The organism is Pseudomonas taiwanensis (assembly GCF_013393345.1).
Taxonomy (GTDB): domain Bacteria; phylum Pseudomonadota; class Gammaproteobacteria; order Pseudomonadales; family Pseudomonadaceae; genus Metapseudomonas; species Metapseudomonas resinovorans_C.
In genome coordinates this window covers 299,676-311,678 of sequence record NZ_QJRF01000077.1, presented here as the reverse complement: position 1 = coordinate 311,678, position 12,003 = coordinate 299,676, and the positions used below count along the sequence as shown (strand labels likewise).

General features: G+C 65.8%; 12 protein-coding genes. 5 read left to right on the top strand and 7 right to left on the bottom strand.

Annotation, left to right across the window (positions count from 1 at the left end; translation table 11 throughout):
• The first annotated feature begins 57 nt into the window (after positions 1-57).
• The 5 genes from DM872_RS30060 to DM872_RS30040 are packed head-to-tail and all read left to right on the top strand — an operon-like array spanning position 58 to position 3,647.
• The gene (locus DM872_RS30060) at positions 58-1,245 is read left to right on the top strand and encodes a lipid-transfer protein (protein WP_179062792.1); all 1,188 of its coding nucleotides are present in this window, start codon (positions 58-60) and stop codon (positions 1,243-1,245) included.
• 56 nt (positions 1,246-1,301) lie between these two features.
• Entirely contained in the window at positions 1,302-1,742 is a 441-nt protein-coding gene (locus DM872_RS30055) for a MaoC family dehydratase N-terminal domain-containing protein (protein ID WP_179062791.1), read from the top strand.
• 10 nt (positions 1,743-1,752) lie between these two features.
• Positions 1,753-2,172 carry a MaoC family dehydratase gene (locus DM872_RS30050; protein WP_179062790.1) on the top strand — a complete coding sequence of 140 codons (420 nt, stop codon included), beginning with the start codon at positions 1,753-1,755 and terminating at the stop codon, positions 2,170-2,172.
• A 25-nt stretch (positions 2,173-2,197) separates the two neighbouring features.
• Complete coding sequence (locus tag DM872_RS30045) at positions 2,198-3,025, top strand: SDR family NAD(P)-dependent oxidoreductase (protein ID WP_179062789.1); 828 nt, start codon at positions 2,198-2,200, stop codon at positions 3,023-3,025.
• A 49-nt stretch (positions 3,026-3,074) separates the two neighbouring features.
• Positions 3,075-3,647 (top strand): DUF2889 domain-containing protein, encoded by a 573-nt coding sequence (locus tag DM872_RS30040; protein ID WP_179062788.1) that lies wholly within the window; start codon positions 3,075-3,077, stop codon positions 3,645-3,647.
• A gap of 387 nt (positions 3,648-4,034) precedes the next feature.
• On the opposite strand, the gene DM872_RS30035 is transcribed toward DM872_RS30040, so the two are convergent.
• The 7 genes from DM872_RS30035 to DM872_RS30005 all read right to left on the bottom strand — a co-directional run bounded on the left by DM872_RS30035 (position 4,035) and on the right by DM872_RS30005 (position 11,944).
• Complete coding sequence (locus tag DM872_RS30035) at positions 4,035-5,831, bottom strand: acyl-CoA dehydrogenase C-terminal domain-containing protein (protein WP_179062787.1); 1,797 nt, start codon at positions 5,829-5,831, stop codon at positions 4,035-4,037.
• Between the two features lie 22 nt (positions 5,832-5,853).
• Positions 5,854-6,702, bottom strand: coding sequence for a 3-hydroxybutyryl-CoA dehydrogenase (locus DM872_RS30030; protein ID WP_179062786.1), 849 nt, complete (start codon positions 6,700-6,702; stop codon positions 5,854-5,856).
• A gap of 218 nt (positions 6,703-6,920) precedes the next feature.
• Positions 6,921-8,360: an efflux transporter outer membrane subunit gene (locus DM872_RS30025; protein WP_179062785.1), complete on the bottom strand. Its 1,440-nt coding sequence runs from the start codon at positions 8,358-8,360 to the stop codon at positions 6,921-6,923.
• Complete coding sequence (locus tag DM872_RS30020) at positions 8,357-9,235, bottom strand: efflux RND transporter periplasmic adaptor subunit (protein ID WP_179062784.1); 879 nt, start codon at positions 9,233-9,235, stop codon at positions 8,357-8,359. The genes DM872_RS30025 and DM872_RS30020 overlap by 4 nt, the downstream gene beginning before the upstream one ends.
• On the bottom strand, positions 9,232-9,444 hold the full coding sequence (locus DM872_RS30015; protein ID WP_077523383.1) for a DUF1656 domain-containing protein: 213 nt from the start codon (positions 9,442-9,444) through the stop codon (positions 9,232-9,234). The genes DM872_RS30020 and DM872_RS30015 overlap by 4 nt, the downstream gene beginning before the upstream one ends.
• A complete protein-coding gene (locus DM872_RS30010) occupies positions 9,441-11,510 on the bottom strand; it encodes an FUSC family protein (protein WP_179062783.1) in 2,070 nt (689 codons plus the stop codon). Before DM872_RS30010 ends, DM872_RS30015 begins: the two co-directional genes overlap by 4 nt.
• Positions 11,507-11,944 carry a MarR family winged helix-turn-helix transcriptional regulator gene (locus tag DM872_RS30005; RefSeq protein WP_179062782.1) on the bottom strand — a complete coding sequence of 146 codons (438 nt, stop codon included), beginning with the start codon at positions 11,942-11,944 and terminating at the stop codon, positions 11,507-11,509. Before DM872_RS30005 ends, DM872_RS30010 begins: the two co-directional genes overlap by 4 nt.
• Positions 11,945-12,003: the final 59 nt, after the last annotated feature.

Sequence of the window (12,003 nt, the reverse complement as noted above, 5' to 3'; positions counted from 1 at the left end):
TTGCCGTCGAAGACAGGCACGCAGCCCGGACCTTGTCACCTGAACCTGGAGAAAGTGATGTCGCAGAAAGTGTTTGTCGCCGGTGTCGGCATGATTCCGTTTGCCAAGCCTGGCCAGAGCGGTACCTATATCGAGATGGGCGCCCAGGCCATCCGCCTGGCGCTGCAGGATGCCGGCGTGGATTACGGCAAGGTCCAGCAGGCCTACGCCGGGTACGTCTATGGCGACTCCACCAGCGGCCAGTCGGCCCTTTACGAGGTGGGCCTCTCCGGCATCCCGGTGATCAACGTCAACAACAACTGTGGCAGCGGTTCCACTGCGCTTTACCTGGCTCGCCAGGCGGTGGAGAGCGGTGCGGTGGATTGCGCCCTGGCCTTCGGCTTCGAGCAGATGCAACCCGGCGCCCTGAAGTCCCATTGGCTCGACCGCCCGATCACCTACGGCAAGGGCCACGACGTGGCCGACGCGATCTTCCCGCAGGGCCGCGATATGCCTGACGCCCTCAAGTTCTTCGGCGGCGCCGGTCTCGAACACATGCAGAAGTACGGCACGAAGATGGAAACCTTCGCCGCCATTCGCGCCAAGGCCAGCCGCCATGCCGCCAACAACCCGCTGTCGGTATTCAAGAAGGTGGTGACCACCGAGGAAGTGATGGCCGACCAGGTGATCTTCCCCGGCGTAATGACCCGCCTGATGGCGTGCCCGCCCACGTGCGGCGGTGCCGCAGCCATCGTGGTATCCGAGCGCTTCGCCAAGCAGCACGGCCTGCGTACCGACGTGAGCATCCTGGCCCAGGCCCTGGTGACCGATAAGCCGGAAGCCTTCGACCCGCCGTCGCTGATCAGCATCGTCGGCGTCGGCATGACCCGTCAGGCCGCCACCGAGGTGTACGAAAAGGCTGGCGTTGGTCCTGAAGATATCCGTGTCTGCGAGCTGCACGACTGCTTCGCCCACAACGAACTGCTGACCTATGAAGGCCTGGGTTTCTGCCCGGAAGGCGGCGCCGAGAAGTTCGTGATGGATGGCGACAACACTTATGGCGGCCAGGTGGTGGTCAACCCGTCCGGCGGCCTGCTCTCCAAGGGCCACCCGCTGGGCGCCACCGGCCTGGCCCAGTGCTATGAGCTGACCCATCAGCTGCGCGGCACCGCCGGAGCCCGCCAGGTGGAGGGCCTGCAGCACGCCCTGCAGCACAACCTGGGCCTGGGCGGCGCCGGCATCGTGACCCTCTTCGGTCGCGGCTGAAGCCAGTGCGCGCCCCTCGCGGGCGCGCGTTTCAATTCACTCGAGGACTCCATGACATGGCAGACAAGAGTCTGATCGGCCGTTCCCTGGGAGTGACCACCGCCGACGTGGAGAAGGGCCGCCTGCGCTTCTTCGCCAAGGCCATCGGCGAGACCGATCCGGTCTACACCGACGAAGCCGCTGCCAGGTCGGCCGGGCATCCCGGATTGCCGGTGCCGCCGAGCTTCCTGATGTGCCTGGAAGCCGAAGGGCGCGACTCCGACCATATCGTCGAAGGCATCTTCGGCTTCGACCTCGGGCGCATCCTGCATGCCGAGCAGGGTTTCACCTATCACGGCATGGCCTATGCCGGCGACGTGCTGACCTTCGATACGCGGGTAGTGGACGTCTACGAGAAGAAGGGTGGGGCGCTGACCTTCGTGGTCCAGGAGACCCGGGTTACCAACCAGGACGGCCGGCACATCGCCGACATCCGTTCCTCCCTCGTGCAGCGCTGAGGATCGTGCAATGAGCCTTCCCTTATTCGACGAGCTGCAGATTGGCTTTGAGCTGCCGCCGCTGACGCTGCCCGCGGTCAACCGCACCACGCTGGCCCTGTATGCCGGCGCATCCGGTGACCACAACCAGGTGCATATCGATCTCGACTTCGCCCGCAAGGCGCGCCAGCCCGATGTGTTTGCCCACGGCATGCTCTCGGTGGCGTACCTCGGCCGTCTGCTCACCGGCTGGGTGTCGCAGACGCAGATTTGCAGCCTGTCGGTGCGCTTCACCGGCATCACCCAGCTGGGCCACGTTCCCACCTGCAGCGGCAAGGTCATCGAAAAATTCGAGGCCGATGGCGAACGGCGCGTGCGCCTGGCGATTCGCTGCGGCAACCAGTACGGCGAAGAAAAACTGATCGGCGAAGCCGTCGTGGCCCTCGCCTGAACCCCAGAAGAACAAGGAACAACCCATGAAAAAGCTCGAAGGTAAAGTCGCCCTGGTCACCGGTTCTGGCCGTGGCATAGGCCGCAGCGTCGCCCTGAAACTGGCCGCTGATGGCGCCCGCGTGGTGGTCAATGACCTGGACGCCGGCCCGGCCGAGGAAGTGGTCGCGGAAATCCGCGCCGCTGGTGGCGAAGCCGTCGCTTGCGTTGGCAGCGTCACCGCCGTCGATTTCGCCGACCGCTTCGTCAAGACTGCGGTGGACAGCTACGGTGGCATCGACATCATCGTCAACAACGCCGGCTACACCTGGGACAACGTGATCCAGAAAATGAGCGACGAGCAGTGGTACGCGATCATCGACTGCCACATCACCGCGCCGTTCCGCATCCTGCGCGCCGCCCAGCCGATCATCAGTGCCATGGCCAAGAAAGAAGCCGCCGAGGGTCGCGTGGTCAACCGCAAGGTGGTCAACATCGCCTCGACTTCGGCTGGCGGTAACCCGGGCCAGGTCAACTACTCCACGGCCAAGGCCGGCGTGCTGGGCATGACCAAGTGCCTGGCCAAGGAGTGGGGCCGCATGAAGGTCAACGTCAACGCCGTTGCCTTCGGCCACATCGAGACCCGCCAGACCCAGCCAGTGGAAGGCGACCCGAACTACATCAACATCGAAGGCCGCGAGATCAAGGTGGGCATCAGCCCGGCCATCGTCGAACAGTCGAAGACCATGATCCCGCTGGGCCGTCCGGGCAATACCGAGGAGGCGGCAGGTGCGGTATACCTGTTCTGCATCCCGGAATCCGACTACGTCTCCGGCCAGGTCCTGGTCTGCGGTGGCGGCATCGGCAACGTCTGATGCGACTGACGGGGCGCACATGCGCCCCTTCTTTCAAGGAGACTGTTGCATGGAAGAAAACACTGTCAGCCGTCGTCTGCTGCACACCCGCCAGGTGACCTGCACCGGTTATGAACGCGACGACGGGCTGTTCGAGATCGAGGGACGGCTGCTGGATACCAAGGGGGTCGACACCGAGTTCCCCTATGGGGTCATTCCCGCCAACGGTGTGCTGCACCAGATGCTTATCCGCATGACCCTCGACCGCAAGCTGGTGATCCAGCGGATCGAAGCCGTTTCCGAACAGGCACCCACGCCCGTGTGCAGCCATATCAACCAGGCCTATGCCGCGTTGGTGGGAGTCAGCATCGGCCCGGGGTTCAAGAAGCGCGTGGCCGAGCGGGTTGGCGGCATGAAGGGCTGCACGCACCTCACCGAACTGCTCGGTCCCATGGCTACGACCGCCATTCAGACCCTGGCGCCCGTGGTGCAGAAGCGCTTGCGCGAGCGCGCCGCCCGCGACCCCGATTTCGAGATGCCCACCCATTGGGCCATCGGCACCTGCCACGCCTACCGCCCGGAAGGCGATGCCGCACTCCGTGTTCGTGAGTGGCGGCCGACCGATAGCCGATCCAGGGGCTGAAAGAGCGGGGCGAAACCCAGCGGCTCCCGGTAGGCTGCGCGTTGGGCTTCGCGGCGCTCAGCCACAACCTACAGAACCGTAGCGAGCTTCACGTAGGAGCGAGCTTGCTCGCGAAAGACCGCGCTCGGAATTTTCGCGAGCAGAGCTCGCTCCTACGGGTGCCGCGTGTGGGCCGGGGTTGGACCGGAGCGTTGCTGGTGTAGGAGCGAGCTTGCTCGCGAAGGGTTGTGCTCGGACTGTTCGCGGGCAAGCCCGCTCCTACAGGTGCGGTGGGTGCGTCGGGGTTGGGTCGAAAAAAAGGCCGTCACGAGGACGGCCGAAGCTCCGTACCGGCGGTCGACACTCGCCGGCCCCTTCCTCCGCCCGCCATGAACGGGCGGTGGAAACTCAGAACAACGTGTCGTCCATTTCCAGGATCGCATCGCCGCCCTGGATCACGATCCGCGACAGCCCTTCGGCGCGCGGCAGCAGGTGCTCGGCGTAGAAGCGCGCGGTCTGCAGCTTGCCGCGATAGAAGTCCTGCTCGACGGTTCCCGCCTTGAGCTGCTCATGGGCGACAAGCGCGGCGCGGGCCATCTGCCAGCCACCGGCCACGGTGCCGAACAGCTCCAGGAAAGGCACGGCGCCAGCCAGGACGCGGGGTGCCTGACCATTGAAGTTCTCGACGATGAACTCGACCGCCGCGTTCAGCGATACCACGGAGGTGGCGAGAGCGCTGGCGATGTCCTGCAGCTGAGGATCATCGGCCCAGACGAGGCGCTCCATGACGTAGCGCATCCGCTTGGTCACCAGCCCGATGGCCTTGCCGCCATCGCGGGCGATCTTGCGGCCGACGAGGTCGGACGCCTGGATGCCGGTGGTGCCTTCGTAGATGGTGGTGATGCGTGCGTCCCGCAGATGCTGGGCGGCACCGGTTTCCTCGATGAAGCCCATGCCGCCATGGATCTGCACGCCCAGGGAAGCGATATCCACCGCGTTCTCGGTGCCGCAGCCCTTGACCACGGGGATCATCAGGTCGACGAAGGCTTGCGATTCCTCGCGGCGTGCGGGGTCGGGGTGGCGTTCGGCGCAGTCCATTGCGGTGGCGACTTCGCAGGCGATGGCGCGCATCGCCTCGGTGCGGGCTTTCATCGACAGCAGCATGCGGCGAACGTCCGGATGGCGAATGATCGCCACCTTGTCGCGACTCTTCGCGCCGGCCTCGGTGCCTTGAACGCGCTCACGGGCGTAGGCTAGTGCACGCTGGTAGGCACGCTCGGACAGGCCGATCCCTTCGATACCGACGGAGAAGCGCGCGGCGTTCATCATGATGAACATGTATTCCAGCCCGCGATTCTCTTCGCCCACCAGCCAGCCCAGGGCGCCTTCGTTGTCACCGAAGGCCAGTACGGCGGTGGGGCTGCCATGGATGCCCAGCTTGTGTTCGATGGAGGCGCAGCGCACGTCGTTGCGTGCACCCAGGCTGCCATCGGGGTTCACCAGGAACTTCGGCACCACGAACAGCGAAATGCCTTTCACACCCTCCGGCGCGCCCGGAACGCGGGCCAGCACCAGGTGCACGATGTTGTCGGTCAGGTCGTGCTCGCCATAGGTGATGAAGATCTTCTGGCCGAACACGCGGTAGGTGCCGTCGCCTTGGGGCTCGGCGCGGCTGCGCACGGCAGCGAGGTCCGAACCGGCCTGGGGCTCGGTCAGGTTCATGGTGCCGGTCCATTCGCCGCTGATCATCTTCGGCAGGTAGGTTTCCTTCAGGTAGGAAGACCCGCAGAGCTCGATGGCTTCGATGGCGCCGCGGGTGAGCATGGGGCACAGGCCGAAGGAAACGTTGGCGCCGTTCCACATTTCTTCCACCAGCGCGGAAATCAGTCGCGGCAGGCCCTGGCCGCCGAATTCCGGGTGGCAGGAGAGGGCGTTCCAGCCGCCGTCGACGAACTGGCCGTAGGCCTCGTGCCAGCCTTTTGCGGTGGTCACTTCGCCTTCGTGCCAGCGCGCGCCGTCACGGTCACCGATGACGTTCAGGGGCGAGAGCACGCCCTGGGCGAACTTGCCGGCCTCACCGAGGATGGCATCGACGAGATCGGCACCCAGCTCTTCGCAGCCAGGCAACTCACTCACTTGTTCCAGGTATCCCAGTTCGTTGAGGACGAACTGCATGTCGCGCAGGGGGGCGCTGTATTCACTCATGGCTGAAACCTCGAGGGGCGTGTCAGTAGCTGTGGAAGCCGCGGCCGCTCTTGCGACCGAGGTGGCCGGCGGCGACCAGGTCCTTGAGCAGGCGGGCAGGGCGGTACTTGGGATCGCCGAAACCTTCGTGCAGGACCTGCATGATGGCGAGCAGGGTGTCGAGGCCGATCATGTCGGCCAGGGCCAGCGGTCCGATGGGGTGGTTGCAACCCAACTGCATGCCGGTGTCGATGTCGCGGGCGCTGGCCAGGCCTTCCTGGAGCACGAAGACGGCCTCGTTGATCATCGGGATGAGGATGCGGTTGACGACGAATCCGGGGGCGTTGTCTACGTTGATGGCGGTCTTGCCGACCGCCTTCGCGAAGGCTTCCACTGCGGCGTGGGTCTGGCTGGACGTCTGCAAGCCACGAATCAGCTCCAGCAGCTGCATGGCCGGCACGGGATTGAAGAAGTGCACGCCGATGAAGCGCTCGGGGCGTTCCAGCACGGCGGCCAGCTGGGTGATGGAAATGGACGAGGTGTTGGTGGCAATCACTGCATGGCCTGAAACCACCGCATCGATCTGCCGCAGGATGCGCAGCTTGAGGTCGAGGTTCTCGGTGGCGGCTTCGATCACCAGGTCGGCGTCGGCCAGGCTGGCGTAGTCCGTGGTGGCCTGCACGCGCGCCAGTGTCGCTTCGCGCTCGCCTTCGCAGATCCTCGCTTTGCGGACCTGGCGCTGCAGGCCTTCGTCCATGGCCGTCATACCACGGGCCAGGGCAGATTCGGTGACATCGATCAGGGTGACGTGCAGGCCAGCGGAGGCGCAGACCTGGGCAATGCCGCTGCCCATGGTGCCGGCACCTATCACGCCGATTCTGTTGAGGCTCATGGAGAACTCCGAAGGTTGCGAAATCAATCGCGCAGAGTTCAACAGAAGGTCGGCAAGAATGGCCCACCCCGGAGGGGTAGGTGGGTCGGGAAACCGTGGGTTGGGTGAGGGGGCTGGGGAGAGGGTAGCGTTAGGCGGGCGCAGTGGTCCCGTTTAGCGGGGGGCTTCGCGAGCAGAGTTCGCTCCTACGGATGAAGCGCGAGTGAGCCCTCTCTTCTTCAGGGAGAAGAGAGGGCTGCCGTAGCCTGCTGCCAGCCACCGCCCAGGGCCATGAACAGGCCGATCTGCGCCTGGACGACCTGGCTCTGGCTGGCGGCCAGTTGCTCGGCGACTTGCGCCTGGGTGCGCTGGGCTTCCAGTTCGGCCAGGAAGGATTCGCGGCCGGCTTGGTAGAACGCGTGGGTCTGTTCGGCGCTCAGCTGCGCCGAGCGGGCGGTTTCATCCAGTGCCGCGTGCTGCTGAAGGGCGGCGGCGTACTGGGCGAGGGCTGTCTGGGTTTCCCGCAGGGCATTGAGTACCACGCCGTCAAAATGCGCGAGCGATGCCTGGGTCGCGGCTTCCGCCTGCTGTACCCGGGCACGGGCGCCGGTGGTGGGAATGTTCCAGTGGATGAGCGGGCCGAAGCCCCAGTGCTGGGTGGAGGGATCGCCCATGTCATCGAGGATGCCGATCAGGCCCGTCGAGGCACCGATGCTGATGTCCGGGTACAGCTCACCGGTGGCCACGCCTATGCGAGCGGTGGCGGCAGCGAGCTGGCGCTCGGCCTGGCGAATGTCCGGCCGGCGCTTGAGCAGTTCGGCGCCATTGCCCACTGGCAGCGGCTGGGTGAGTTCGGGCAGATGACGGCATTTGGTGACGCCTGGTGGCAACGCCGATGCCGGCTGGGCAGTGAGCATGGCCAGTTGGTAGATGCCGGCCTGCTGGGCGGCGGTGTAGCGCGGCAGGGCGGCGCGCAGTGATTTGAACTGGGTGGCCGAGCGCGTCACTTCGGTTTCGTTGCCGCGCCCGGCGGCGTGCAGCTGCTCGGTGAGTTCCAGGCTCTGGCGCTGCAGGTCCAGGGAGTGCTGGGCTACCTCGCGTTCTTCATTGGCCGAGCAGACCTGCGCATAGGCACTCACCACCCGCGCCACCACGTTGATGCGCACCAGGTCGGCGGCCGCCTGCGCCGCGTCGGCATCGGCGCGGGAGGCCTCGACGCCGCGCTGGAGCTTGCCGAACAGGTCGAACTGATAGGACAGGCTGGCATTGAGGTTGGCGAAGTTCACCACCGGCACTTTTTCCATCAGCAGGAACTGTTGGCCGGCGACCTGGGTGCGCTGCAGGTCGGCGCTGAGGGATTCCTCGAAGCCGCCGCGATCTTCCGCTTCCGTCACCTGAGCGGCGGCGCGGCCGAGGTTGGCAGCGGCCACACGCAGGTCGGTGTTGGCAGCCAGCGCCTGTTCCACCAGGCGTTCGAGCTCCGGTGCGTGGTACAGGCGCCACCAGTCAGCGGGCACCGGCGCGGAGATAACCGGTGCGTCGCGTGTGGCGAGTTCTCCCTGGGCGTCGGCCCGGTTGATCGCGGCGTCTTCGGGCAGTGCGTAGTCAGGGCCGACCACCTGGCAGGCGGAGAGGCTCAGGGCCAGGCTGGTGCTGGCGGCGAGCAGGCGCAATCTCATGGCTGCACCGGCGCTTCGAGGATGGACACGGTGGCGGTTCGCCCGGCCACCATGCGGAAGTCGTCCGGTACCTCATCGAACAGGATGCGCACCGGAACCCGCTGGGCCAGGCGCACCCAGCTGAAGGCCGGGTTGACGTTGGGCAGCAGGTTGGCGCCGCTGGTGCGGTCGCGGTCCTCGATGGCGGCGGCGATGCTGCGCACGCGGCCGGTCAGGCGGCGCCCGTCGCCCATCACGCGGATGTCCACGGCCTGGCCGACCTGGATCTGCCCGAGCTTGGTTTCTTCGAAGTAGCCGTCCAGGTGGAAGGAATCCTTGTCCACCACCGACAGCACGTTGTGCCCGGCGCTGACGAATTCACCCGTGCGCGGCGCCCGGTCATTCAGGTAGCCGTCCACCGGGCTGGTGATGACGGTGCGGGCGAGGTTGAGCTTTGCCCCTTCCACCGTGGCTTCGGCTTCGGACAGCGCGGCGCTGGCACGCAGCACGGAAGAATCGCTGGCCTCGGCGATTTCCTGGGCGACGAGTCGGCCCAGGGTGCGATTGCGTGCCTGCTCCCGGCGCGCCTGGGCGAGGGTTTCGCGGCGGTCGTCGCGCATGGCTTGCGCTTGCTGAAGGGCGACCTTGAAACGCGCCTGGTCGATGACGAACAGCACCTGGCCCTTGCTGACCGGCTGGTTGTCATGGACCTCCACCTTGTCGATCAAACCCGAAACATCGGGCGCCACCTGGACCACGTCCACGCGGATGTGGCCATCGCGGGTCCAGGGTGCGAACAGGTAATAGCTGACCATCTGCCAGATCAGGACGGCGGCGACGGCAACGGCGAGCAGGGTGACCAGCAGGCGGGCGGAGGAAAACGCGAGTCGTTTCATGATTGCATCAGGATTCGGCTGAAATGTTCGAGGGTGCCCAGCAGGGCGGCGTACAGCGCGATGTTGAACAGGGCGCGGTGCCAGACCAGGCGATAGACATGCAGGGCATTGAGCAGCTTCTGCAGCGGCAGGTAGACTAGGTAGGCCAGGAGCATCAGCACCAGTGCGGTGGGCAGGAAGACTCCGAAGATATTGATGTCGCCGATCACAGCGCTGCTCCGTCCAGGCCCGCGGGGATGGGTTGTTCCGTGCCTTGTACCGGCGGCGCGGCAAGTGCCGGACGCAAGGCGATTTCCAGCCCGGCCAGGGCGTGCAGGACGGCCAATGCGTCCTCTCCATGCTGCGGCGCGGCAGCGGCCACGGCCTGGCGGGCGTGTTCGATCAGGTTCAGCAGCGACGGCGCCACGTCACGGGCGACGGCGCTGCGCAGGTTGCGCCGGAAGTGCCGGCCGACACCGCGCACCACCAGCTGCAGCGGTCGTTGCAGGTCTTCAGGCAGCCGGCCCTGGTGGGCCTTGATGTCCAGCAGGTTGTAGGCGATGCGCAGTTCGCGCTCGGCGCCGCTGCTGTCCTGGCCGCTCAGGTTCAGGCGCGGCAGGTGCTGGGCGAAGCGGTCGAGCAGGCGTCCGGCGAGTCGGCGCTGGGCCACGAGGGTGTCGGCGCGGCTCATGTCGGCGAGGTCCTGCCAGCTGGAACGGGTCATGCGCCGGGCCAGCAACTCGGCGCCGAAGGGGCGGAACACCAGGGTCCAGAGGAAGGCGAACAGCAGGCCGATGGGGCCGGCCAGGTTGCTGTTGAGGAAGACCTGGACGTTGGCTTCGTAAGCGCCCTGGATGCTGATGAAGGTGGCCGTGTTCACCGCGATCAGGAGTGTCGGCAGGTAGAAACGGGGTTGCACGGTCAGGGTGCCGACGCAGATGAAGGGGCCGGCGAAAGCCAGTACCAGCAGCGGGAAGTCGTGGACGTTGGGCAGCACGAGGAAGAGGTAGAGGCTGGCCAGCACCACGCTGAAGCTGGTCCAGACGAAGAAGCGCCTGATCTGCACCGCCGGTTCGTCGAGGGTGGCGAAGAAGCAGCACGCCACGGCGGCCAGGACCACGGCGCTGGCGCCATCGGTCCATTGCAGCCAGATCCATAGCTGCGTGGCGACGAAGATGCCGAGGATGATGTAGGCGACGGAGTACAGCATCAGGCCGCGGTCGAAGAAACGCGCGCCACTGCCCAGGTGCCAATGGCGGTAGACCGATGTCCACGGAGAATTGTCGTCCTTGTCCAGCCGCTGATGCAGGTCGCGGCAGTCCTGCCAGAGGTCGAGCCACTGCCGCAGGCGATAGAGGGTGCTGCTGAGCAGCGACTGGCCGGCATCACCCAGGGTGCTGATATCCGGCTGCAAGGTGTCCAGCTCCAGGCGGAGACGGGTGCGCGTCTCGTCGTCCGCCTCGCCCTGCAACCAGTCGAGGCAGGCATGCAGGCTCGGGGCAAGCCGCGCGGCGAGGTGCGGCGCCTTTTCCCGCAAGGCGATCAGGCTGTCGTGCAGGGTGTCCACCGCCGGCAACAGCAGGGCCATGCGTTCGCGAAGCTCGCGGGCGTTGCGCACGACACGCGGGTGCGCGCCCTCATGCGGCAACTGGCCGATCATCAGTTCCAGGCCGTTGAAGGTGGTGACCATGTTGGCGCGCAGCTGTACCAGTCGTTGCAGGTCACGCGGGCGCTGCAATTGCAGGGCGCAGTAGTCGCGGGCGTCGCCGAACCAGCGCTTGGCGTTGCCGGCCAGCACCGGGGCCAGCCGGCTGGGCCAGAACAGGCTGCCGACCACGCTGGCGCAGATGATGCCCAGGAGAATCTCCAGAAAACGCGAGTAGGCGAGGTCGAAGACCGCCTGGGGGTTGTCCACCACCGGCAGGGCGATCATCGGCATGGTGTAGCCGGCCAGCATCAGCGCGTAGTTGTCGGCGGTGCGCACATGCATCGAAAGGAACAGCATGCCGCCTGTCCAGAACGCCACCACCAGGCTCAGCAACAGCGGTTGCTGGGACAGCAGTGGCACGATGAATACGGCGGCACTGGCGCCGAGCAGGGTCCCGAGCGCGCGGTACAGGGCTTTGGAACTCGTGGGCCCGACGAAGGGGTTGGCGACGATGTACACCGTCGCCATGGCCCAGTAGGGGCGGGGCAGTTGCATGTACAGGGCGATGTACAACGCCAGCATGGAAGCGGCGAAGACCTTGATCGAGTAGAACCAGTCGCGGGCGGGGGGCAGGTTGAGCACGATCAATGGGCCTGGCTGAACTGGTCGAAGGCGTCGAATACGCGCAGAGCGGCTTGCAGGTCCTCAGTCGACAAATGCGCCAGGGCCTGGCTGCGCAGCAGAATCAGTTCGTTCTCCAGCTTCTCGCTGAGCTCGCGTCCGGCACGGGTGACGCTGAGCGTCTTCGCGCGGCGGTCGCTGGCATCTTCCTGGCGTTCGATCAGGCCGGCGCTGCACAACTGATCGAGCAGGCGCACCAGGGAAGGCCCCTCGATGCCGATGGCCTGGGCCAATTGCACCTGGCGCACGCCACCGCCCAGCCGGCCGATCATCAGCAAGGGCCCGCAACAGGCTTCACTGATACCGAACTTCGACAGGTTGATCTGGCAGATACGCCGCCAATTGCGTCCGCTGATGACCAGGCGGCTGCTGACTTGCAGATGAAGGGTTTCGACAGACATATACAAAGAATGCTAGCTATCTATTAGGATGCTATCTAATCATTCGGCTGGATGCGCTT